20 protein-coding genes and 1 pseudogene are annotated in these 24,611 nt (G+C 41.2%); 11 read left to right on the top strand and 10 right to left on the bottom strand.

The genetic code is table 11. From position 1 onward, the window contains the following. Positions 1-391 precede the first annotated feature (391 nt). Positions 392-805 carry a DUF356 domain-containing protein gene (locus tag MSKOL_RS16670; protein WP_048122772.1) on the top strand — a complete coding sequence of 138 codons (414 nt, stop codon included), beginning with the start codon at positions 392-394 and terminating at the stop codon, positions 803-805. Between the two features lie 130 nt (positions 806-935). Here MSKOL_RS16670 and MSKOL_RS16665 read toward each other — a convergent pair whose 3' ends face one another. Next, a complete protein-coding gene (locus MSKOL_RS16665) occupies positions 936-1,367 on the bottom strand; it encodes a toprim domain-containing protein (protein ID WP_048122774.1) in 432 nt (143 codons plus the stop codon). A 164-nt stretch (positions 1,368-1,531) separates the two neighbouring features. Further along, a complete protein-coding gene (locus MSKOL_RS16660) occupies positions 1,532-1,849 on the bottom strand; it encodes a DUF167 domain-containing protein (protein WP_048122776.1) in 318 nt (105 codons plus the stop codon). Positions 1,850-2,577: 728 nt separating this feature from the next. Here MSKOL_RS16660 and MSKOL_RS16655 point away from each other — a divergent pair. From MSKOL_RS16655 to MSKOL_RS16640, 4 genes are all read left to right on the top strand, one after another. Beyond that, positions 2,578-3,687 carry an amidohydrolase family protein gene (locus tag MSKOL_RS16655; RefSeq protein ID WP_048157798.1) on the top strand — a complete coding sequence of 370 codons (1,110 nt, stop codon included), beginning with the start codon at positions 2,578-2,580 and terminating at the stop codon, positions 3,685-3,687. An 18-nt stretch (positions 3,688-3,705) separates the two neighbouring features. After that, the gene (locus MSKOL_RS16650) at positions 3,706-4,158 is read left to right on the top strand and encodes a universal stress protein (RefSeq protein ID WP_048122780.1); all 453 of its coding nucleotides are present in this window, start codon (positions 3,706-3,708) and stop codon (positions 4,156-4,158) included. Positions 4,159-4,244: 86 nt separating this feature from the next. After that, the gene (locus tag MSKOL_RS16645) at positions 4,245-5,099 is read left to right on the top strand and encodes a CBS domain-containing protein (RefSeq protein ID WP_048122782.1); all 855 of its coding nucleotides are present in this window, start codon (positions 4,245-4,247) and stop codon (positions 5,097-5,099) included. A 174-nt stretch (positions 5,100-5,273) separates the two neighbouring features. Next, a complete protein-coding gene (locus MSKOL_RS16640) occupies positions 5,274-5,960 on the top strand; it encodes a 2,5-diamino-6-(ribosylamino)-4(3H)-pyrimidinone 5'-phosphate reductase (RefSeq protein ID WP_048122784.1) in 687 nt (228 codons plus the stop codon). 44 nt (positions 5,961-6,004) lie between these two features. On the opposite strand, the gene MSKOL_RS16635 is transcribed toward MSKOL_RS16640, so the two are convergent. Continuing rightward, positions 6,005-6,718 (bottom strand): YkgJ family cysteine cluster protein, encoded by a 714-nt coding sequence (locus MSKOL_RS16635; RefSeq protein ID WP_048158439.1) that lies wholly within the window; start codon positions 6,716-6,718, stop codon positions 6,005-6,007. A gap of 360 nt (positions 6,719-7,078) precedes the next feature. On the opposite strand from MSKOL_RS16635, the gene MSKOL_RS20805 reads away from it, so the two are divergent. Further along, on the top strand, positions 7,079-7,252 hold the full coding sequence (locus MSKOL_RS20805) for a DUF5350 domain-containing protein (RefSeq protein ID WP_158498980.1): 174 nt from the start codon (positions 7,079-7,081) through the stop codon (positions 7,250-7,252). A 180-nt stretch (positions 7,253-7,432) separates the two neighbouring features. On the opposite strand, the gene crcB (MSKOL_RS16630) is transcribed toward MSKOL_RS20805, so the two are convergent. The 4 genes from crcB (MSKOL_RS16630) to MSKOL_RS16615 form a co-directional block, all read right to left on the bottom strand. After that, a complete protein-coding gene (crcB, locus tag MSKOL_RS16630) occupies positions 7,433-7,801 on the bottom strand; it encodes a fluoride efflux transporter CrcB (protein WP_048122786.1) in 369 nt (122 codons plus the stop codon). A gap of 4 nt (positions 7,802-7,805) precedes the next feature. Further along, on the bottom strand, positions 7,806-8,186 hold the full coding sequence (crcB, locus tag MSKOL_RS16625) for a fluoride efflux transporter CrcB (protein ID WP_048157796.1): 381 nt from the start codon (positions 8,184-8,186) through the stop codon (positions 7,806-7,808). A 299-nt stretch (positions 8,187-8,485) separates the two neighbouring features. Continuing rightward, the gene (locus MSKOL_RS16620) at positions 8,486-9,679 is read right to left on the bottom strand and encodes a molybdopterin molybdotransferase MoeA (RefSeq protein ID WP_048157795.1); all 1,194 of its coding nucleotides are present in this window, start codon (positions 9,677-9,679) and stop codon (positions 8,486-8,488) included. Between the two features lie 20 nt (positions 9,680-9,699). Beyond that, on the bottom strand, positions 9,700-9,993 hold the full coding sequence (locus tag MSKOL_RS16615) for a ubiquitin-like small modifier protein 1 (RefSeq protein WP_048157792.1): 294 nt from the start codon (positions 9,991-9,993) through the stop codon (positions 9,700-9,702). Positions 9,994-10,072: 79 nt separating this feature from the next. Here MSKOL_RS16615 and MSKOL_RS16610 point away from each other — a divergent pair, with 79 nt between their 5' ends. Then, complete coding sequence (locus MSKOL_RS16610; RefSeq protein WP_048157790.1) at positions 10,073-11,716, top strand: flippase activity-associated protein Agl23; 1,644 nt, start codon at positions 10,073-10,075, stop codon at positions 11,714-11,716. Positions 11,717-11,721: 5 nt separating this feature from the next. Here the strand turns inward: MSKOL_RS16610 and MSKOL_RS20525 are convergent. Then, positions 11,722-11,985 (bottom strand): annotated as a pseudogene (locus MSKOL_RS20525) (IS1634 family transposase); the annotation flags it as partial. 161 nt (positions 11,986-12,146) lie between these two features. Then, entirely contained in the window at positions 12,147-12,608 is a 462-nt protein-coding gene (locus tag MSKOL_RS16605) for a hypothetical protein (protein ID WP_048122796.1), read from the bottom strand. 533 nt (positions 12,609-13,141) lie between these two features. On the opposite strand from MSKOL_RS16605, the gene MSKOL_RS16600 reads away from it, so the two are divergent. The 4 genes from MSKOL_RS16600 to MSKOL_RS19590 all read left to right on the top strand — a co-directional run bounded on the left by MSKOL_RS16600 (position 13,142) and on the right by MSKOL_RS19590 (position 22,944). Next, the gene (locus MSKOL_RS16600) at positions 13,142-16,009 is read left to right on the top strand and encodes a DEAD/DEAH box helicase (protein WP_048157788.1); all 2,868 of its coding nucleotides are present in this window, start codon (positions 13,142-13,144) and stop codon (positions 16,007-16,009) included. A 1,068-nt stretch (positions 16,010-17,077) separates the two neighbouring features. Next, positions 17,078-17,365, top strand: a complete 288-nt coding sequence (locus MSKOL_RS16595; RefSeq protein ID WP_048122801.1) for a MarR family transcriptional regulator — start codon at positions 17,078-17,080, stop codon at positions 17,363-17,365. 364 nt (positions 17,366-17,729) lie between these two features. Beyond that, the gene (locus tag MSKOL_RS21445) at positions 17,730-18,953 is read left to right on the top strand and encodes an MFS transporter (protein ID WP_048157786.1); all 1,224 of its coding nucleotides are present in this window, start codon (positions 17,730-17,732) and stop codon (positions 18,951-18,953) included. 406 nt (positions 18,954-19,359) lie between these two features. Further along, the gene (locus tag MSKOL_RS19590; protein WP_231592299.1) at positions 19,360-22,944 is read left to right on the top strand and encodes a PAS domain-containing protein; all 3,585 of its coding nucleotides are present in this window, start codon (positions 19,360-19,362) and stop codon (positions 22,942-22,944) included. Positions 22,945-23,187: 243 nt separating this feature from the next. On the opposite strand, the gene MSKOL_RS16580 is transcribed toward MSKOL_RS19590, so the two are convergent. Continuing rightward, on the bottom strand, positions 23,188-24,462 hold the full coding sequence (locus MSKOL_RS16580) for an adenylosuccinate synthase (RefSeq protein ID WP_048157779.1): 1,275 nt from the start codon (positions 24,460-24,462) through the stop codon (positions 23,188-23,190). Positions 24,463-24,611 lie beyond the last annotated feature (149 nt).

Genomic DNA, 24,611 nt, shown 5'->3' with positions numbered 1-24,611 from the left:
AAAATACTAGAAAGGTAAAAAGTCAAAAAAGCTTTTTTACTTGGAAAATAAAACTTTTTCATTAATAGATATTATTTCAAAACGAATATATATACGATGAATATAACTATAGAATACACGACTCCATTACCTGGAAGCGTATACTACATCTGAAAAAAGAAATTGCAAGGTACCCTTATAATTTTTGAAGATCTCTTGGATAAGAGAAATGAAATTTTACAGCCTTGGGGACCAGACCATATATAGTGCCGTAAAAGCGATAAAAAGACCAGAGGAGGTCTTAAATGTCCGAAAACCTGGCTGTTCAGCATTTCTCATACACAAAGATTATTATAGGGGTAAATCCATATCGAAATGGGGATAACTTCAGTATATTGGTGGTGTGTAAAAAATGAAATCATTCGCGTTAGTCCGGGCAGACGACTCGGATAAAGTAAAAATAGCCTTACATGATTTAGAACGATACGGACATATTCAATTTTCAGCTACTCCAAAATGCATAGAACCAAACTATGCTGATGAGCTTCTTGTTAGTGTAATGGGCGTATCCCTCAAGTCAAAATGTAACTCTGCAGCACTGGTGGAGTTGAATAATCATGCAGGAGCGGCAATTAGCAGACTAAAAAAAATTCATCCTCCCGCTCACATAATCATCATTAGTCCAAGGCACAAAATGTTTGAAGAACTGGCTGGCAAGTTTCCAAAATATCCGGAATTTGATCGAACATTCAACCATCAGAAGAATCCACAGAGTATGGAGATAATTCAGGAAAAAGCAGAACCTAATCCTATGCATAAAGAATGAACTAACTCTGTCAATTGTTAATGTTAACTTTAATATTTGTTTTCAATATTAATTATGATATTAATTTTAATATTAATTTTAATATTAATTTTTGAACTTGACCTTTAAATTTCATTTTTCAGATTTAGACTTATTGGAAATCTTGCTTTGAACAAAAGCCCGTTTTTACTCTCAGCCTGGAAACATAAGTGTACAGGCTTTCTACATCTTTAATCTCCTTTTGAGATATGAGTCGGAGTTTGTTTCGGATCTCAAGTTCGGGTTTCAAACCGAAACTCTGGAAGTATCCTGAAAGTTTTATAGCCAGAATGTCACCTCGTCTGTCCCAATCAGTTAGTATAACTACTTCACTACCAAGCCGAGCAATTTTCTCAGAAAAATTAAAAAGAGATTGACGAGTTGCGAGTTCAAAATTACCTTCTATTCCAAGCCTTTTCAGTGAGAGGACATCTCTTTTTCCTTCAACAATGATAATTGCTCCCCGTCCAGAATATTCGGAGAGTTCTGAGAGCAGTTCTTCAATTCTTTCAAGCCTTTTTCTGTAAATTTCAAGATCAACCACGTTTTCTGCAACCTTTTTATTAATTAAAACTTTAAGAGAACTGCAGTTTACTTATAAACAGTTTACTTATAGACAGTTTACTTATAGGCACTTTACTTATCAGGAAACAAGGAAATAACTCATAAAGTTCGGTTATTTTCAAATGTAGTTTTTAAATTTCTGGATTATTTTTTTAAATGCGCTCCAAAAACTGAAACTGCCTGTTGATATGAAACTCCTTTTAACAATAAAGACTTCTTACTGCTTGTTGCCCCACTGTTTATGAGAATATCCGAACTGTTAATTGCAAAGAGCTCAGCAAAGCATTCTACCAGCTGTTCGTTTGCCTTTCCTTTCTGGGCATTTTTTGTTAGTTTTACTTCAATTCGCTTGCGCCACTCGTTATAACCGCTTGGAACCGAAATCGACCTGGAGCCTGGAGTAACCTCTATATCAACAATTACACCTGAACCCAGATCTGTTATTGCCTCTTCGAAGGACATATCTTTTACCTTTCTGGAGGGATTCTATAAATCAATAACGGACTGACCCTTTAAAGTAAAGAAATAATAGGAAACAATGGGAGTATAAGATTAAAGAAAGAGCTTTTACAAGAAGGAGAAAATAGTGTTGTAGCCCTGGCGCACTAACTCCGAAAGCTCATCCTCTGGTTTTCCGCAGTCACTTTCAGTTACCCTCGTGCAGGGCAGTGTCACACTATTGATGTACCGCATTGGGGTTGTCTATGCATTCACAGTCAGGATTTTCCATTACCTCGTGCAAGGACCTATACAATGCGACAAAGTCATATTATATACATGGTGATATATAAAAATGTCGGCAAACCCTAGATTTACTACATTGTATATATATTAAAAAACTATTTGTATTAAAAACCGATTTCTCTTACAAGAAACGATTTCGATTATAGGGGCAGTATAAGAACCTGATAATTTGGAAAGATAACTTTAAAGAATGCAGAATTAACTGCGATATGAAAACAACAAACATAACAAAAAACTATAAAAGCATGAAATCAGGCGACGGGCGGCGTTCTTAGCAAAATTTCGTTCTCAAAAAAATGCATTCTCAGAAAGTTATATTTTAAAGATTTATATATCCTGAAAAAATTATAATGTAAAAAATCTGAAGAAAAACTTATATATTATGTATATGTTTGCTCTTCCAGAAATTAAGCACATATGCTTAATGAGTAGCTGAGGTGCTATATATGTACGGCACTGAACAGATAATTCCCGGGACAATTATTGCAGGCCCCGAACTGGAACCTATTGAGGGGTATATCTGCGTAAAGAGAGGAATAATTACGGAAGTTGGGGAAGAGCGTACACTCTCTAAGAACATAATTGCTCCCTGTTTTGTCAATGCACATACTCACCTTGGAGACTCGGTATTCAAAGACCCTCCTCTGGGAAAAGTTTCCGGCTTTCGGACTCAAAGAGACCTGGATGCTCTTGTAAAGCCTCCTGATGGGTTAAAGCATAGGATATTAAGAGACACACCATATAGAACCCTGATTGAGGGCATGAGAAAGTCCTTGCTGGACATGATAGAAACCGGGACCTGTGCTTTTGCGGATTTCAGAGAAGGGGGTGTTGTAGGGGTAGCAGCCCTGAACAAAGCTCTTGAAGGACTTAACCTTCATTCCATGATATTGGGCAGACCTACAGAGCCTGAACTGCCTCTTCAGGTTGTACTGGCAGAAGTAAGAAGAATTCTTCTACGCTCTACCGGACTTGGAATGAGTGGGGCAAATGACCTTGATCTCGAACTATTGGAGAATATTGCTACCTGCACACGGAAACATAGAAAATTCTTTGCGATCCATGCCGGAGAAAAAGATACGAGCGACATAGAAAAAGCATTGTCACTTGAGCCAGATCTCCTGATTCATTTGACAAATGCCACAAAAAAAGATCTTGAAGACGTGGCTGATGCAAAGATTCCTGTTGTTGTCTGTCCCAGATCTAATCTAATTACAGGAGCCGGAATTGCACCTGTTGCCGAGATGCTGGAAGCTGGGATAAAAGTAGCTGCAGGAACGGATAATGTAATGTTAAATTCTGTAAATATGTTTGCTGAAATGGAATTTATGTCTAAAATTTATTCCATTGATGACAGGCAAGTATTTAAAATTTGCACACTTAATGGTTCCTTTGTAATGGGATCTGATTCTACGGGTTCGATACAAAAGGGGAATAAAGCTAATCTCATGATCCTGAATGGAAATTCCAATAATCTTGCAGGGATAAAGAACCCCATAAGTGGAATCACAAGGCGGGCAAGACCCGATGACATACTATCAGTACTTCATTCGTAAAGCAAATGGAGAACAGACATGATGAGCGAATTTTACCGGAATATAGTGATTGCAACAGACGGATCCGAGAACAGCCTTAAGGCTATTTCTTACGGTATTGAGATTGCAAAACTCAGCGGGGCCACGGTTCACGCTCTCTACGTAATAGATATAACTTCTTTTTCTTCGATACCTATGGATGCGGGATGGGAAGCAATGTATGATACCCTGAGAGAAGAAGGGGAAAAAGCAATATCCATGGTACAGGAACGCGGAAAAGGCTCAGGAGTTGAGGTAAGAGAAGTGCTGTTGGAAGGTCACCCGAGTAATGAGATTATAAATTTTGCAGAAAACAATAATGCTGACCTGATAGTTGTGGGCACCCTCGGAAAAACCGGGCTCGACAGGTTTCTGATGGGAAGCGTTGCAGAGAAGGTAGTAAGAGGCTCAAAAGTCCCGGTCCTGGTCGTCCGGAGTGAAAAACAAGGTTAAGACTTTCTGCCAACTGGAAGCCTTGTGAGAAAATAGAGATAGGGGAAAGAAAACCAGGATTCAGAGTATACAAAGGTGTAGATTACATGCCAAAAAACATCTTCATTGAAGATATCATGGTAAGGGATGTAGCAAGCGCAACCCTTCCAGGTTCAAGGGATGAGGTTCTTAAAATTCTTAAGAACAAGCACATATCAGGAGTTCCGGTACTTAAAGACTCCAAAGTTGTGGGAGTTGTAACAAGGACAAACCTTTTACAAAACCCTGAAGAAGAACAACTGGCTCTTCTTATGACACGTGATCCGATAACCATATCCTCCGGATCGGATTTGCAGACTGCAGCACGCTTACTTTTGGAGCACCACATAAGAAGGCTTCCAGTGGTTGATGACGGGAAACTTGTAGGGCTTGTTACCGTGGCAGATATTATAGGCACAATTGCGGATATGAACATCGATATTCCGATAAAGGACTATGTGGAAAAGGAAGTCGTTGCGATTTACAGTGAAACACCTCTGCCTGTTGCTGCCAGAATTATGGAACTCGCAGGTGTTAAGGCTGTCCCGGTACTTGATTCAAACCTGGAGCTCATAGGAATAATCTCGGATCGTGATGTTATTGCTGCCAGCATAATTGAAGACAGTGTAGAGATGTCAGATATGTCTGCAGGCCAGGACGACGATGCCTGGACCTGGGAATCGATGCGAGACACCATGAGCATCTACTATAGCGTCTCAAGGATTAAGGTTCCCAACCTGAGCGGCAGTGATATAATGATAAGGGAGCCGATCACAGCTACGTATATTACATCCGTCAGCGACTGTGCACGGAAAATGAAACGGAACAGGATTGACCAGGTTCCGATTATCAATTCAAACCGGAAACTTCAGGGACTTTTGAGAGACCATGATCTCCTGAAGCCTTTGATAGAAATCGAATAAGTTAAGATTAAATCTCGCTTCTAAGAACCGTTAAACGTTTTTAACGTGAAGCGAAGAATAATAAAGCTATTTAAGAAAAATAAGGCTATTAATGCCTATTCAAAATTTATTCCAGTAAAGAGGCTTTCTCTCCAGAAACGCCTCCGAAAATTACTTTTTTCAGGAGCCAGAAAAATGGACAGACCTTTTGTTTTTATTAATTCTGCTATATCAGCCGACGGCAAACTTTCAACAAAGGAAAGGAAACAGGTCAGAATCTCCGGAAAACTTGATTTTGAAAGGGTTGACGAACTCCGAGCCCAGGCAGATGCAGTTATGGTAGGTATAGGAACTGTCCTTTCGGACGATCCAAGCTTAACCGTAAAGTCTCCAGAGAGAAGGGCAGCCAGGAAAGCCGCGGGAAAAAACGAGAATCCAGTAAGGATCATTGTGGACAGTTCAGCAAGGACTCCGCTTGATGCCGATATTTTCAAAAAAGGAGACGGACTCCGGATAATTGCCGTTTCAACTTCTGCACCTGACGAAAAGATAGAAAAACTGGAAGAAAAAGCTCTCGTCATTAAAACAGGGACCTTTAAAGTTGATCTTACCGAGCTTGCAGCAAAATTAAAGGAAATAGGAATAAACACCCTCATGGTTGAGGGAGGTGCAACCCTGAACTGGGGTATGCTCTCTGCGGGTCTTGTTGATGAAGTCTATACTTTCGTTGGAAACCTTATAATCGGAGGAAAAACAGCCCCGACTTTTACGGACGGGGAAGGATTTTCAGAGGCCGAACTCCTGATGCTTGAATTGTCTTCTGCTGAAACAATCGAAGAAGGGATACTTCTCAGGTGGAAAGTAAAAGGCAAGGCAAAATAAAATCAAATTGCCAATATATACCGCATTGTTGACTGGTACCAAGCTTAAGTACCGGGCTTAAGGTTACATTTTTCAAACTCGCCGTTATAATATACAAAGACTTCAAGTTCGCACTTGCCTTTAAGAAACTCCCGTATTCTGCGGTCATATACGCTTTGAACGTGCTTCAGTCCTTTTTTTTGGAAGTTAGCCTTCACAGCTTCAAAAAACCCGATCATCTGTCTCAGGTAAGCCTCTTCATAAGCCCTTGTCTCCCTCGCAATTGCTTCACATTCGGAATTCTCTAGTTCTGAATAATAGCTCCCATGCTCGTTTAAGCCGCTTATCTGGCGCCAGTCCACATTGCCAGAGCCGTCAGCTTCCCGATGAAGCATGTATGGATAGACCCTGCAGATTGAAGGACGCCTGTCATAAATTTTGCATCGCTTATTCTCAAGGAAGATGCAAGAGCCGTCAGGTTTTGTTTTCAAGGCATAGCCTGAGACATAAAACCTGCCCTTCTGGTCACAAAACTCAGGATATGGAGCAGGGATAACTGAATCCGGATTTATCTGCCTTATAACGGCCAGGTCTGCATCGAGCAGGAAAACATGATCATTAAACTCTTTTGTGCAGCACCGTGCACAAAGTTCACATCTGAACCCCAGCCCTTTAATAATGCCTACAAATTCAGGGTCAGGAAATTTCTTTACGCCTGCAAGTTCTTCCCTTGCATCTGCAAGCCCTGTTTCAATGTTATTTTTTTTTACGTTAATCACCTTTTTAAGAAAAGAATAGTGCAATTCTACCTTGTTTTAATTCCATGTCCGTAACATTTAATTACTAGCATTTCTTTTTAACATAAACTCAAGGCTTGATGACATTTATAATTTCGCACTTTCAGGCTTCAAAAAATATTAGATATTTTTCAATAATCATTGAGAATTATCGATTTAACACTTAACGCTATAGAACCAGGGAACACCTGTTTAAATACCTGTTTATTGAGACTCTGCCGAGGAGAAGAAAGAATCCGCGGCAACCGGCAGTGTCCAGCAATAAGCGAATACCTGGATATTACGTGATAAATTACAAATAAATTCAGAGAAAATTAAGATTAAACTTAACGAGGAATGATAATGGGCAAAACCGGCAGCATTGATTGGGTAAAAGTAAAAGGCAGAAAAGGCAGAGTAATTAAGGTCCAGAAGTCACAGGCTCAAAAAGCACATCCAGGACCTGCACAGCGCTTCAGTTCTTCAGGTCATAAGAGGCGCTTCATCAGAAGATCCGCAAAGGCTCTTGTAAAGTAATCTTAAGGGCTTTTAAATTTACTTTTTTGAATTTACTTTTTAACTTAACTTTTTTAACTTAACTTTTTGGCTTTTGTTTTTAAGCCGTAAAATAGATTTTCTTCATGGAATAATAGTTTCTAGAATTCTAGAATAATACATTCCATAGAAAATTTTTCTACTCATCTTTCGGTATTAAACTCACAAACCCTGGGCCAGGTATGCAATGCTTACTCCTGCGAGGCAGAGTGCAACGTTAAGAAAGATATTCAGGAAAAAGGAGAAATTTTGCCCTTCTTCAAGCAATTTGAAAGTTTCATATGCGAAGGTAGAAAATGTGGTAAAGGAACCTAAAATTCCTATATTTACGAGATAGACCATAGATTGGGGTTCAGAAGAAAAAGTGAGAAAAGCGAGTACAATGGTCCCTAAGAGGTTCACGGTAAGCGTGCCTGCAGGGATATTCTTAATCCTGGGAACCTGGCTTGAAACCATATATCTAAGGCATGCCCCAATGAAACCACCTGCACCTATCAAAAAGAGTTTTTCCATGCCTGGAAGGGAGAACATCTCTTCATACCTCTCTACCTGAAAGGGCTTTTATTGTACTCCTGCCCATGAACACGCCGACCAGGGCAAGAATCAGGTTAACACTGATATTTTCCAGAGCAGGGAAAAAGGGCATGGTAAAAGACTGGACTGCAAACGTCGAAAATGTTGTGAATGCTCCCATAAATCCAGTCCCGAAAGCAAGCTTTCCTTTTGGACCTATAAACCCAATATACTCAGTGTCGTACATTATCAGACCGAGCATAAAGCTTCCGAGTACGTTTACCGAAAGGATACCTAAATGCGATTCCATGAGCTCACAGAGTGAAAAACGGCATATTGCTCCAAGGAACCCGCCAGCGCCTATGAGAAAAATCTTATCCAGGTCTTTATGCATGGAAGACATTGTTTTTCACTCAGGGAATCACTTAAAAGTTTAGATTTTAGATTTGAACGTTTTAGCTCCAAATATTTTAGATTTGAACATTTTAGATTTGAACATTTTAGATTTGAACGTTTTAGCTCTGAGCATTTTAGCTCTGAACGTTTTAGCTCTGAGCGTTTTAGCTATGGTTTTCTTCGTTTGATTATCCCTTGAAGTATAAAACTTTATCTCAGAAAGAGGGAAAATTCCTTCCGGGCTTCAATGGAGAAAAACAGAGTAAAGAAGGGAAAAAAGAGTGTTTTTGAGAGAACACAGAAATATCATTCTATTAAGAAGACATCAACCTCTTCTCCTTCATCATACCCTTCAATGTTTTCTGGCACCAGCACATACCCATCAGCCTTAGCAACGGAACTCAGTACCCCGGCTCCAGCTCCGGTAAGAGGGCGCACTTTATCTCCTTCAAATACAACGCGGATGAAATTAACATATCCTATTTTCGAACTGACTTTTGCAGCCAGGCGCCTTTTAAGAACAAGCTCGGGAATCTCAGGAATTGCTGCCAGTTTCCTGATCCCAGGACGGACAAAGAGATAGAGAGCAACGAGCCCGGCAACCGGATAACCTGGAAGGCAAACGACAGGAACGTTATTTATAACCCCAATGGCTGCAGGTTTACCGGGGCTGACTCCTATGCCGTGAACGAGCAGTTCTCCAAGAGCTGCCACAACCTCAGGGCCATGATCTCTTTTTCCTACTGACGTTCCGCCAGAAAGAAGAATCATATCGGTATCCATGTTTGCTTCTATAGCCATTTTTATACTTTCCGGGTTATCAGGCACTATATCGAGATATCGGGGAATTCCACCCCATTTATTCACATAAAGAGCCGACATCAGCCCATTAGTCTCAAGCACCATACCAGGAAGAGGCACATCCCTGCCTTTCTGACGGCTTACAAGCTCATCCCCTGTTGGAATAACTGCAACAACAGGCTTTTTGAAAACCTTTGCCCTGTCAAGTCCAAGCAACGCAAGCACAGCAGCATCACAAGGACGAAGAAGATGCCCTTCCTCAAAAACAACATCTCCTTTTTTTATGTCCTCTCCAACCTGTCCCACATTACGAGTCGGGTAGACCTGAGCTCTGATCTCAACAAGGTTTCCTACGGCGATGGTATCTTCAACCATTACGACAGCATCAGCTCCTTCAGTCACTGAAGCCCCAGTATGGACCCAGGTTAAACATCCTTCCTCTACTCGGTCAGAAAGCTGCAGCATTACCGGATTTGTAGGGGAAGCTCCCATAGTGTCGGAAGCCCTTACCGCGTATCCATCCATAGCTGCACGCCGGTAGTGAGGGACATTCCTTTCCGAGATCACGTCCTCTGCCAGTACCCTGCCTGTGCAGGTTTCGAGTGAGATTTCTTCTGTTTTCTTTAGAGGAGAAATATGCTCAAGAAAAAGTCTCAAAGCTTCATCAACCGAGGTTCGTTCTTTGAATATCCTGCCCATGATCGTCCTTCCTGAAAAAATCAGCCCCCCGAAACCGGAGGCAGGACGGCAAGCTCATCGGCATCCGAAAGAAGGGTATCAAGCCCATCGAGATGCCGGGCATTGTTTCCATTTATAAGGACATTAATTGAACCGCACATAACTGGAGCTTCGCTTTCTCCTTCGGGCTCCTCAAAAATAATGTTCTTCAGCTCGGGATATTTTTCAGTAAGGGATAAAAGGACATCAATAACCTTTTCTCCCGATAGCTGCAGTTCCGATGTACCTGCTTTTTCACGCAAATTTGCAAATAACTTGACTTTAACCTCAGCCATGAGAGAGACTATTTCATCCTATCCCTTAAATATATCTATGCTCATAAAGAAGCAGCTATGCTGGAGGATTGGGGGAATTATGCAGCGAGGCCGGGATTACAATACTAAAAACTCGCCAGAACTTTCTGAAAAAAAATATAAAATACTCGGATTTTTGATCATCCTTTTTGCTCTGTCAATAAGACTGTTTGATCTGGGAGAGCGAGTTTTCCATCACGATGAAAGCGTACATGCCAGTTTTACCCTTAGACTTCTTGAAACCGGACAATATAGATATAATCCGGCTTATCACGGCCCTTTTCTTTTTCATTCTACTGCTGTTGTCTTTCACTTTCTGGGAATAAACGACACAACAGCACGCTTGATCCCTGTCTTCTTCGGAGTAGCGGCAATTCTTCTGCTCTTTTTACTTAAGAAGGAACTTGGAGAAAGAGGTGTACTCTGGTCGGCTTTCTTGCTCTCTTTTTCTCCAAGTATGGTATACTTTTCAAGGTTCTTCAGGAATGACCCAATCATTGTTTTCTGCACACTGGCAACTGTTATAGGGGGAATTCGATACCTTGAGAACCTTCACAGCCCAAAGAGATACCCTTATCTTATCCTTACAGCATCTTCTCTTGCAATTGCTGTATCTTCAAAAGAGAATGCCTATCTTATTATTCTCATGTTCGGAGCCTATGCAGGGATTTATTCTTTGTACAGGTTCTATTCCGACTGGAAAAAAGAAAAGTTGAGCCTTAAAAAAACTCTTATTCTCAAGATTTCAGCTATTTTTCCATTTATACCGGAAGTTCTGCTTTCAGGTACTCTGTTTATTTTTATAGTAATGTTATTCTACACAAGCCTTTTCAGAACCCCGGAAACCCTCTTTTCAATTGTGGAAAGGGCTTTTTCTCACTGGATGGAGATGCACAGAATTGAACGCATAGGAGGCCCTTTTTACTTTTATATTCCTATCCTTCTTGTATACGAAAGCCCGATTCTGATTTTTGGGACTGCAGGTATTGTTCATTTCCTTAAAAAGAAAGGAGAAAATGCCTCCTTTTTCATGTTTCTTTCCTACTGGGCAGTTGCGAGTTTGCTGCTCTATTCCTATCTTCAGGAAAAAGTCCCCTGGCTTGTTGTGCACATTGTCCTACCCTTCGGGATTCTGGCGGGAGCTTATCTGGGGGATTTTTTTTCCAGGGCGCCTGGCCAAAGACAGAAGAATTTACTCGGAACAGAAAACATGAATTTATCCGGAACAGACAAAAACCCCACTTTCGAGACAAAACGTTCCAGAGCCCATATCTTTGTTGTGGGGATTCTGGTGCTTACACTAATAATATCCCTGGCCCAGTGTATTTCTGTAAATTTTTATAGAAGTATGGAACCTGATGAGCTGATGACGTATTCACAGGCATCTCCGGATATCCGGCAACTTATGGAGAAAATTGAAGGATTTAATATTGGGCCTGAAACTCTAAGTATATCAGTTGTAGATCCCGAAAACCTTTACTGGCCCCTTCCCTGGTACCTCAGGGACTATGAGAAAGCAGCATATTATACAGAACCTCCGGCTAAGGCAAAATACGATGCAATAATCGTGCCTGCAAAATATCGGATGTATGAAGTAATTCCGGAAGAAAAATATGCCTCATATAATTTCTCCTTACGCCCTGGAAAGGAGTTTACTCTTTATTATAATAAAGAACTGGAAAATACAGAAGAAAAAAGAATATGAAATTATGAATCTTCTTCACAGAAAAAGTCATTTCCTGCCAGCTTTTTAAGCGACTTTTCTGCTTTTTCAAGCTATTTTTCAAGCTTCCTTCTAAGAGTTACCTTTTTTTATTTCATTTTATGAGAGAGTAACAAAACCCACTTTTGTTTAACTCCACCATATTCCACAAAGGTTTGATAAAATGAGTATCTTTCGTCGCTTTTCAACGTTTTCAGGTTTAGATTTGCAGTTAGCAGTTCCTTTGCCTCATTAATTGAGGCAGGAACACGTCGCCATAAACGCTGACATTTATAGTGTCAGAGTTAAGGAATGATAAAAATATAACTTCAAATTTTCAGTCTGGGAATTGATCTATAGTTCCATTTCCCTAAATAATCATTTTTGGCAACGAAAACCTTTGATATTATATTTGAATCATTCCTTATTTAATTCATGGAAGAACAGTGGTCAGGTCCAATGGACTACTGGCTATCATATCTATGTCAATGTATAGTACTAGGTCTGTCAAATCCTCTGAAACCGGCTGGGTCCTGGTGATATTGTTATCTAATGTAACTACAACTTGTCCCCCTGTTACCGGTGTAACTGGAAATTGATCTTCTATGGTTTCTCCAGGAACCGAGGTATATGATTCGCTAAATACAGAATTGTTTTTTGAGTTAAGAAGTTCTACAGTAACTTCATGGTTTGCGTTACCCCAATTATTTATGAAGAAAGAATTCGGACTAGCGCTTTCACTATTGTTTTCTTCTTCACTGTTGTTTTTGTTCTCACTGTTGTTTTCTTCTTTGTTAGTTGGAGAATTCTGCTGCATAAAAGGGTTTAGAATAATAATTCCTACTAACAAAAGGCATATGCCTGCAACTATTATTAAAGATTTTTTTCCTGACATTTGATTCCTTAATTAAGTTTATAAATATATATTTGTATTCAAACCTTTATATAGATTACGTACCTTGAAAATAAATTGTGTGATTTCGACCTTCAGTTCTTCATAGCTTTAATTCCATATATTTAATTTTTCAATTTTAATACAGGTTAATTATAATTAGATACTGGTTAATTTATATTATATTAGGACAAATTAATTATAATTAGGTATTGGTTAATTTATATTATATTAGGACAAATTAATTATAATTAGGTACTGGTTAATTGATGTTATTTTAATGCAGGTTAATTGATGTTATTTTAATACAGGTTAATTGATGTTATTTTAATACAGGTTAATTGATGTTATTTTAATACAGGTTAATTTATATATTTGGTTCTTCGTCATTCCCTGTGGATAAGACAATTTTCAATTCGAGACCGCATTTTTCTATTTTTTTACTCACTTTATTTATGCACTTGCAGAGAAACATTTATACTGGTGCCAACTAACACAATAATTGAACAATTTAACCAAAAATTGATTACAAAAACATGACATTTCATAACATCTTTAACACTTTTCATCCAAAGATTCAGGAAGCCATCAAAACTCTTGGCTTTACAAAACCCACAGAACCTCAGGAAAGGTCATTTCCTCACATAATGGATGGAAAGCATACTCTTTTGATAGCTCCTACGGGTTCAGGCAAGACCGAATCAGCCGTGCTGCCTGTTTTTGACAGTATCCTGAAAAAGAAACCTGAAGCCAGAAAGGGAATTTCAGCCCTTTACATAACTCCATTGAGAGCACTTAACAGGGATATGCTTTCTCGTATTGAAATCCTCGGGCAGTTGCTCGACATCAAAGTCCAGGTTCGGCATGGTGATACTCCGCAAAGTGAAAGGCAGCGCCAGTCGAAAAATCCCCCTGATGTACTGATCACTACTCCTGAGACCTTGCAGGCAATGTTTACCGGCTCCCGCCTGCGCCAGAACCTTGAAACCATAACTCATGTCGTGATAGACGAAATCCATGAGCTTGCAGGTTCAAAACGTGGAACTCAACTGGCTGTTGGGCTTGAGAGACTTGTGGAAATTTCAGGAGAGTTCCAGAGAATCGGGCTTTCTGCAACAGTCGGGAACCCCTGGGAAATTGCAAAGTTCCTAGCAGGTAATGGAAGGGATTTTACTGTAATTGAGGTAGCCCTGTTGAAACTGCTTGAATTTGATGTGGTCAACCCTCAGGTTTCAGAAAAAGGAAAGATAAGGGAAAAAGAAGTCCTGGAAATTGCAAAAACAGTTGGTTGCGAGCCCGAATTTGCATCTCACCTGCTCTGCATCCGGAAAATTGTCGAAGATAGTCAGTCCACTCTTATTTTTGTAAATACGAGGCAGAGTGCCGAAGCTTTAGCTGCCGGTTTTCGGAAACTCGGGACATCCATAGGTGTACATCACGGCTCGCTTTCTTTTGAAGCCCGTGTGGAAGCTGAGGAGGCGTTCAAATCAGGAGCCCTTAAAGGCCTTATCTGCACCTCGTCAATGGAGCTTGGAATCGATATAGGAAACGTCGACCGGGTAGTTCAGTACGGGTCTCCGCGCCAGGTTTCAAGGCTTCTCCAGAGAGTCGGAAGAGCCGGGCATAAGCTGCATTCGATTTCCTGGGGTACTATAATTTCTATGGAAGTCGACGATACTGCAGAAAGTATGGCAATTACGAAAGCTGCACTGGAAGGCAGGGTGGAAGAAGTTTCTCCGCATATAAAATCCCTGGACGTCGTGGCAAATCAGATCGCGGGCATGGTTATGGATTTTGGGGAGATTGAAATTGAGAAAATTCTCAAGATTCTTCAACGGACTTACCCATTCAGGGATCTGCGGCTTGAGGAACTGCAAAGAGTTGTGGACCAGATAGGGGATTACAAACTGGTCTGGCGTGAAAAAGGTTTAAATATCGTCAAAAGACGCAGGAAAAGCCGTGAATACTATTACGAGAACCTTTCCATGATCCCGGACGAGAAAAAGTACGAGATCTATGATATTGTAAGCGGAAAATCAGTCGGCGTGCTGGACGAAGCCTTTGTCGTAAATTTTGCAGAACCTGGTGCCGTTTTCATAACGAAAGGCTATATGTGGCGGGTCGTTGAGATGCCTGACCGCGAGCAGGGAAAGGACAGAATCAAAGTCGAACCTGTGGAAGGCACAGGTGAGGTTCCGAGTTGGACCGGTGAAGAAATCCCTGTGCCTTTTGAAGTAGCCCAGGATGTAGGAAAGCTAAGGGCGGAAATTGCGGCTTTTATTCGGGCAGAACTTGATGATGAATCAATTGCCGAAAAACTCCAGGCAAAATATCCCGTAGCAAGGAATGCTGTGCTTGAACTGGTCCGCCTTGTGCGTGAACACGTCGAAGGAGGCTTCCCCCTCCCTGATGCGGATACGATTGTGATTGAAGACGAAGGAGATGCTGTAACCCTGAACGCCTGTTTTGGCCATAATACAAATGGTACCCTTGCCAGGGTTCTGACCTCGCTTCTTTCAGCCCGCTTCGGAAGCAGTGTAGCCCAGGAGGTGGACCCCTACAGAATAAAGCTGACCCTCCCAAGGCGTGTAGGCTCTTTTCAAATCCGGGACATGCTGCTTTCCCTCCGCCCTGAACACGTTGAGCCGATCATAGAAATGACCCTGAAAAACACAATGCTGATGAAATGGAAAATGGTCCACGTTGCCCGAAAATTCGGAGCCCTATCCAGAGACGTTGATTACGACCGGATAAGCATGAAAAAGCTGCTGGAAATATACCAGGGTTCCTCAATGTATGACGAAGTCATCCGGGAAATCTTCCACGACCTGCTTGACGTCCCGAGGACAAAAGAAGTCCTTAAAAGACTTGCAGCCGGCGAAATTTCAGTTGAAGTGTCCTTGCCAACTCCGATTGGTTCAGCCGGTTTTGCCATGAAAAAAGACCTGGTCGCACCGGAGAAAGCCGACCGATCAATAGTGCTTGCCCTTAAGGAACGCATTATGAACGACCGAATTATTTTATTCTGTACTAACTGCAAGAAATGGACTTCACGCCGGCAGGTCAAGAACGTCCCTGAAGAAATCATCTGCCCGGTCTGCGAGTCCAGGATGATTGCAGCCCTCAAACCCTGGGAAGAAGAGGAAATTAACCTTGTCAAAAAACAGGCAAAAAAAGTCAAAGTCTCTCCCGAAGAAAAGAAACGGATACAGAGAGTTTACAGAAACGCAAGCATAGTACGCTCGCAGGGGAAAAAGGCGGTTATTGCGCTTGCGAGCAGGGGAGTTGGGCCTGATACGGCGTCAAAGGTTATTGAAAAGATGAGGGTGGACGAAGAAGCGTTTTACAGGGATATTCTGGTTGCAGAGAGAAATTATGTGAAGACGAAGAAGTTTTGGGAATGAAAAACAGGATATAATGTATACTGGTGCACTATTGAAAGTAAGAATATGAGTACTGAAATAAATACATGATAAATAGCAGTAGATAATAGCACTTATATAACGATCCCTAAATATTATACAGCAAAGACATCTGGCCCAATCAATTTATAATGTATACCATTACTCACCCTCCGTCTACAATACTCAGATGTCTTTATCCCCAATTCAATTTTTTTGTTTATTTATGATTTTAATCAGTTGGCTACTATAAAAACAAGATGATTGCAGCCTCAAACCCTGGGAAGAAGGGGAAATCAACCTTGCCAAGAAACAGGCAAAAAAGGTCAAGGTTTCCCCTAAAGAAAAAAAACGGATACAGAAAGTTTACAGAAACGCAAGAATATTACGCTCGCAGGGGAAAAGGCGATTATTTCTCTTGCCAGCCGGGGAATTGTACCTTATACGGCGTCACAGATGATTGAAAATATGAGGGTGGATGAAGAGCATTTTACAGGGATATTTTGGAAACGATTTACATAGAATGAAAAAGGTATTTTTATATATTGGAAGAGAAGGATAAATTACTTATCCGGACATGGAAACCATTTTAAATGATCTATATAATATAAATAAAGCTATTAAGACTTTGGAGACATCTAAGAGGCATCTGTCTGAGCAGTTGGCTATCAGAAACAGTAATGGAAAATAATATGGAGATATTCAGGTCTTAGCCTGCTTGTCTATTATCTTACTTTTCTATTAGATATAACGGTTACAACACTTCTCTGATAGGTTCTAAGTTAAAACTGCGATTTATTTAAAGGGATCTGAAAAAAGAAATCTCTTTTTCAGCCTGGATTGCATAATTTCATCTTGGATTTAACGTAAAAGATAGAAAAAATATATGTCTTTTCTGGAGTTTCCATTATTGTTTGTATGTGTAGAATGACTGTTTTTAATTGTTTTCATTTATACTCTTAAATATCAGTCAATTTATATTAAAGAAAAGAAATAAATATATGGTCGTATCTAATATTAGAAAATAGGAATTATTTAATTAGAGAAAAGCCATCTCTGAGATGAAAAACAATGGATAAATTAGAAAAAATATTCGGGAAAACCGCACAGATGACAGTCCTTAAGAATCTTATTGAACGACAAAACGAACCAACTTATCTTTCAGGAATAGCTGAAGAAACTGGATTGTCACACGCAAGTGTATCAAGGGTTATCACACCTCTGGTTGGATCAGGAGTTGTTACAGAAAAACCCTTCGGAAAGCAAACTCGAATTTTCCAGTTAAACATGGAAAGCGAAGCTGCAAAGTTGATAGTTGATTTTTACAATAAACTTAACCAGATCGAAGTTGAAGCCTGAGCAACAATAAGTATGGGATTCAGCCTGAGCAACAATAAGTATGGGATTCATCAACTTCCCCATTATTTTATAAGCGTTTGCTTATCAGGTTACTATCGTTTTAATGAAAAACACATTAACTCCACTTTTTGCAGGTGCGACAAGAAGCTATCCTATGAATTGCTTCATAGCTACTTTCCATTTGAGGTAATCCTGGTGTGACATGCACAAATGGTAACTTTTGTGTGTGAAGCTCACATGACAGCAATGTTAATGGGCTGTTATCCAGAATCACAATATCTGATGTATTCATCATCGGGTTATATGGTGTAACCTGTGACTGAGGGAAATAAATAAAGTACTTGATCGTTTTAAATCGCACTACATGTCGGAAGACGGAACCTACTATTCTAAAAAGGACACATTCCATACAAGAAGTGCCTCTGAGCCAGGTAAAGGGCTTGTTTTTGCGATGGCCTGTGCATGCGGAATCGCAGTGGCGAACATCTACTATAACCAGCCAATGCTTGGTGTTATCACTCGCTCTTTCCCAGGCGAATTGGCTCCCAGCCTGATTCCAACTGCTACCCAACTCGGTTACGCACTTGGGTTGCTGCTTCTGGTACCTCTGGGCGATCTGATAGAACGTCGCCGACTCATCGTGTTGCAGTTTCTCGTTTTGGCCTTATCACTGCTTTTTGCCGCTACATCATCTACTGGTTGGGCCCTGCTGGGCGCCTCACTTTGCATTGGCTTTACCGCCTCTGTCACGCAGCAGATAATACCGGCTGCCGCATCGCTTGCCTCTGATAACCGCCGAGGTGCAATTATCGGCAGCGTTATGAGCGGATTGCTGAGCGGCATGCTTTTGAGCCGGATTCTCGCCGGTTTTATTGCCACTCACTACGGCTGGAGAGCGATGTTCTGGCTTGGTATTCCTCTGGTTCTGGTTGGTGCGGCATCAATGGCACTGTTATTGCCGCTCAGTCGGCCCACAACTTCTATGCAATATGGTCCGCTGCTTCATTCACTCCTACAACTTTGGCGCGAAGAATCCAGTCTACGTCGAGCCACCTTGACACAGGGATTGATCTTCGCCGTCTTCAGCGCCTTCTGGACGATCCTTGCGCTGCATCTCGAACAGCCTCCTTTCCACCTCGGCGCTGATGTTGCAGGACTTTTTGGAATCATTGGGGTGGTTGGAGTGCTTGCTGCTCCCATAGCTGGACGTCTAGCTGACCGCCGGGGACCAGGCCAGGTTGTTTCTACAGGTGCGTTTGCCGCTCTGCTATCCTGGCTGATTCTCGCAGGCTGGAACTCTCTTGCAGGCTTAATCTTCGGGGTTATTCTTCTGGATTTCGGGATGCAAAGTGCCATGGTTGCCAATCAGCAGATAATTTACGGGCTTAAGCCGCAAGCACGCAACCGGGTGAATAGTTTGTTCATGGTAGGGATGTTTATTGGCGGCAGCCTGGGGTCTGGAGGTGCAATGCTGGCCTGGAAGATAGCAGATTGGCAGGGAGTTGCCGGCTCTGCTATTGCTGTAGCACTTACAGCTTTCCTTATAGCTTTCCTGGCGCCGCTTTTGCTTCAACATAAACATTCATAAAAGAGTTTCAGAATTTCAAAATTGTATGGATTATTGATAGTTGCTTGATATTCAACAATGGAGTTAATTGAAAATATTTTCCCGCAGGAGCAGAAACAGGAAACAATAAAAACGCACATGAAATTTTCAGTACAAAAATAGTAATAATGTGATTTATAAGTTTAAAAGTATTATATTTATGTTATTGAATTAATATATAGTGTAAAAAAGATAGTCATGATAAAAATACAGATCAGTAAATAGCACTATTGAGTTATTTTAAAGCTAAAGATTACTTTCGTAAATCACTGAAATTTTATTATATATAAAAAGAGATAATTAGTAGTACGATAATTACAAATAATTTGTAAATAATTATTGAAAGTCAGATATTTTGTCACTTAAGAAAGGGAGATTTGAGGGGAAAATGAAATTGAAAAATGAGCAGTCTCAAGCAATAGACTCGAATCCTGTGCTCAGTGTGGCAAAGGACGGAGTTATTCTTTACTCCAATAAGGCGGGGGAGCCCTTATTGCGTGATTGGGGGGTGGTAGTCGGGGAAAAATTACCTCTAAACCTCGAAATTTTCGTTCAAAGGGCAATTTCTCGGAGAAGTATTGAAAAAATAGAAGTTGCTATGGGTAAAAAAGTCTATTTTATCGTTTTTCATCCCTCTCCTGAACAAGAATGTGTAAACATTTACGGATTTGATATAAGTGACCGTAAAAAGGTTGAGGGAAAACTTCAGGGAAGTAAAACTCAAGAAAAGGCGAACCTGGACCTTGCCAGGATTATTGATACTAAAGCGGTCCAGTCCCTTATGAGTGACTTTTATGCGCTTGCTCATGTCCCCATGTGCCTGACCGATTTGGAAGGAAATGTTCTGCTAAGTGCTGGATGGCAGGATATCTGCATGAAATTCCATAGAGTTAGTCCTGAAGCCTGCAAGCATTGTACAGAAAGGGACATACATCTAACTGCGGAAGTTGCTCCGAAAGGATATAAGTTGTACAAATGTAAAAACAACATGTGGGACGTTGTAACTCCAGTTATGGTAGAAGGTCAGCACGTTGGCAATATCTTTTCAGGACAGTTCTTTTTTGATGACGAGCCCCTTAACTATAAGCTTTTTCGATCTCAAGCTCGGCAGTGCGGCTTTAATGAAGATGAATATATAAAGGCGCTTGAAACAGTTCCTCGGCTTAGTAAGAAAGCTGTGGATGCGAGCATGGCTTTCTTTATGACATTTGCTAATATGATATCGCAACTAAGTTACAGCAATATCAAGCTATCTCAGTCACTGGCTGAACGGGATACAGTTGTAAATGCACTGCAGGAGAGCGAGAAACGTGAGCGTGCTCGTTCAGAGGAACTGGCAGTATTATTAGATGCTGTGCCTGTTGCCGTGTACATAGCACATGACCCTCAGGCGCTTCAGATAACTGGTAATGGGCTTTCCTATGAATGGTTACGAATTCCTGCAGGCACAAACTTTTCTAAATCTGCTCCTGAGGGAGAGAAGCCAGAGATATTTAAATTATTCAAGGATGGGGTAGAGATCCCACCTTCAAAAATGCCGTCACAGTTAGCAGCTACGGGCATAGAGATAAACAACTGCGAGTTAGACATCGTATCTGCTGACGGCCAGATGCGACATGTACTGGGCAATGCCAGACCCCTACGTGACGAACAGGGAAAACTACGTGGGTCCATTTCTGCGTTTATAGACATCACAGCACGAAAAAGAGCAGAAGAAGCTATCAGGTTGTCAAACGTTTATAACAGGAGTCTGATTGAAGCAAGTCTGGACCCTCTGGTAACTATTGGGCGTGACGGTAAGATTACCGATGTAAACAATGCTACAGAACAGGTTACTGGATATTCCAGAAATGAGTTGATTGGAACTGATTTTTCAGATTATTTTACCGAACCTGAAAAAGCACGTGCAGGCTATCAGCAGGTATTCATGCAAGGTGAGGTTAGGGATTATACCCTGGAAATCCAACATAAGGACGGACATATAACTCCTGTTTTGTATAATGCTTCAGTTTATAAAGATGAGAATGGCAAGGTTATGGGTGTCTTTGCTGCTGCACGTGATATCACAGAGCGCAGGCGAGCAGAGGAGGCACTTCTGGAAAGCGAATCACGTTTGAGGCTGGCCCAGATCTCTGCAGGCGCAGGCATATGGGATTGGAATATGTCTGCCGGCAAGATTGAGTGGTCCGAAGACCTATTCCGCCTCTTTGGTTTAGATCCCAGGAAATCTGATGCTAGCTTTGACTTATGGAGAAGTGTGACCTATCCTGACGACAGGCTGGTTGCGGAAAGGCGGATTGAAACAGCAATCAACAACCACACCTCCCTCGCAAACGAATACCGGATCGTGCTCCCATCGGGAGAAGTGCGGTGGATCAACGCCCTTGGCAATACGACCTATGACAGCAATGGGAAGCCTCAGCGCATGTCCGGTATTTGCATTGACATTACCGAGCGCAAACGTGTCGAAGAGGCGCTGCGGGAGAGTGAAGAACGCTTCCGTGCTCTGGTGACTGCCAGTTCAGAAATGGTATATCGCGTGAACCCTGATTGGAGCGAGATGCGATATTTCCATGGTCGAGGTTTTCTTGCCAATACGGAAAGCCCAAGCAACACATGGATTCATGAATATGTTCCTCCTGAAGATCAGCCGCATGTGATGGCAGTCATCAATGAAGCCATACGGACGAAGAGTACTTACGAACTGGAACATAGAGTCCGTCTGGCAGATGGCAGCCTGGGATGGATTTTCTCGCGTGCGGTTCCGATACTGGATGCAAATGGCGAAATCGTTGAATGGTTTGGAGCCGCCAATGACATCACGGAGCGCAAAGAAGCAGAAGTTAAGTTAAAAAAAGCACATGAAAATTTAGAAAAAATGGTTGAAGAACGTACTGCAGAACTTGAAAAAGCTTATAACTCCCTGAAAGAAAGTGAAAAAGGTCTCGCTGAAGCTCAAAAAATGGCTCATATTGGAAATTGGGAGTGGGATATGGCAACGGACGAAGCATACTGGTCTGAGGAAATGTATCGTATTTTCGGACGTGATTCTCAAGAATCAGCACCACCTTATAATGAGTTTTTAAATTGCATACATCCAGATGATCGTGACTATGTGGATGGTGCCCTTGACATTAAGAAAGCTGTAAAAGGGCAAACTAACAGTATTGAATACAGGATTATCCTGGCTAATGGGGAAGAGCGTATAGTCCACATGCAATCTGAAGTTATTTTTGATGAAAAAAACAACCCTATTAGAGTTAAAGGAATTATTCAGGATATTACAGAACGTAAAGAAGTAGAAAAAGCCTTAGCAAATGTTGAGATTGCCCGTAAAAAGGAGATTCACCATAGGATTAAGAATAATTTGCAGGTAATCTCTTCCCTTCTTGACCTTCAGGCTGATAAGTTTGATAACCCGAGAGTTATCGAGGCTTTCAGAGAAAGCCAGAACCGGGTTATATCTATGGCTCTCATTCACGAAGAACTTTATAAAGGAGAAGGAACCGATACATTAGATTTTTCGACGTACATAAGAGAGTTAGCTGAAAATCTTTTCCAGACTTACAGCCTTAAAAGCAAAAATATCCACCTTTCAATGGATCTGGAAGAAAATGTCTTCCTTAATATGGATACTGGTATTCCTTTAGGAATAGTTGTCAATGAACTCGTTTCCAACTCTCTCAAACATGCATTTCCCGGCAAAGACAGGGGAGAAATCCAAATTAAATTACATAGAGAAAAAAACAGTAAATATAAAAATGAAAAGGAAGCCGATAGGGCTACCAGTTTTATTCTAGTTGTTTCAGACAATGGTGTAGGCATTCCTGAAAATCTTGATATTAAAAATGTTGATAGCCTTGGCATACAACTGATAACTACTCTCGCAGATCAGTTAGATGGAGAGTTTGAATTAAAAAGGAACAATGGCACAGAGTTCACGATGAGATTTACAGTAATAGATAAAAGATAATCGGCTTAAATAGAAGATAAAAGATAATCGACTTAAGTAGGGCTTAAAATCACAAGAATGTAGATATAAATTTGGTAATATATATTATAATTTGGAAATATATGTTATAATTTGGCAACATATGTTATAATTTGGTAATGATGAGAAAGATAAATACAATTGGATATGTGTATTGTTACATATCCATCACAGTTACTATACACATTTTTTGAGTAATTACCCTTGCAAGCCTGATAAATTGCATTACTCTTTTTTAAAGGTCTGTTCCCTGCCCGGACCTACTGAAATGTAATTAATCGGTACTTTCATAAGTTCTTCCAGTCTATTGACGTAATTTCTGGCATTTTCCGGAAGTTCCTCGAAGGCTTTTACTTCTGTGAGGTCAGTTTCCCAGCCAGGAAGGTCTTCGTAAATAGGCATACATTCAGCAAGATCTTCTGTAAGTTCAGGAGGATAGTCAAGGTTTTCTCCCTTGAAGGTGTAGCCGGTGCAGATCCTGATTGGGTTAAGGCCTGAGAGTACATCCAGTTTGGTCAGGGAAATCTCGGTATATCCATTAAGAGCAATGGCTTTCTTCAGCAGAGGCAAATCGAACCATCCACATCTTCTGCCTCTACCGGTAGTTGTCCCGAATTCTCCTCCGGCTTTCTGTAGTCTTTCTCCGAGTTCTCCTGTCAGTTCCGTTGGAAGCGGGCCTTCACCGACTCTTGTGATATAAGCTTTTACTATAGCAATTACGTTATTTACTCTTGTAGGGCCAACTCCGAGGTTGGCACAGGCAGAACCTGCAATTGTAGAAGAAGAAGTTACGAATTTCTGGGTCCCATGTATAACATCGAGATGTGTACCCTGGGCAGCTTCAGCCATTACATGTTTTCCTTCATCAAGAGCCTTGTTGATTTCTCTGGAAACATCTGTTACATAAGTGGCAAACTGCTTTCCCAGCTCAAGATATCTTTCAATTAGCACAGGGTCTCTAACGATTTTAGGATCTCCTCCAAGTGCTGCTATTTCCTTTTCTTTCTGGGGAGCAAGTTCCTCAAGTCTTGCAAAAAAACGCTTACGGTCCACAAGCTCAGCCATACGGAATTCGTCTCTTGCCACTTTATCGATATAAGCATAGCCTATTCCACGTTTTGTGGTTCCAATTTTCGTTTTCCTTGACGCTTCCCTCAGACCATCCATTTCGATATGGTAAGGCATGATTATGCTTGTCTTTGCATCGACCCCAAGTTTTTCGGCATCTACTTTTATGCCGTGTTTCTCAAACATCTCGATTTCTTCGGCAAGAACCTCAGGATTCAGGACAACCCCAGGCCCAATCAGAACTCTGGAATCAAGCAGAATACCTGAAGGAATCAGGTGCAATTTGTAAACCTCATCTCCTACCTTGACTGTATGGCCTGCGTTGTTCCCTCCCTGGAAGCGGGCAACAATATCAAAATTCTTTGAAATAAGATCGACAATTTTGCCTTTTCCCTCGTCACCGAACTGCGAGCCTGTGATTATCGTAAACATAAAGCTCTGATTCGGGCTTAACTATTAATAACTTTTTGTTACCCGAGTTCCGTCACCCGAGTTCCGTCTCGGGAGGACGGGGCCCTTTTCGCTACGCTACGCTTCGCTCAAGAGGGATGAACGATAATGAAGATGCTGAGCTGAACCAA

The sequence above is a fragment of the Methanosarcina sp. Kolksee genome, assembly GCF_000969945.1.
Taxonomy (GTDB): Archaea; Halobacteriota; Methanosarcinia; order Methanosarcinales; family Methanosarcinaceae; genus Methanosarcina; species Methanosarcina vacuolata.
The sequence above is the reverse complement of the archived record's forward strand: the minus strand, read 5'-3'. Positions and strand labels throughout refer to the sequence as shown.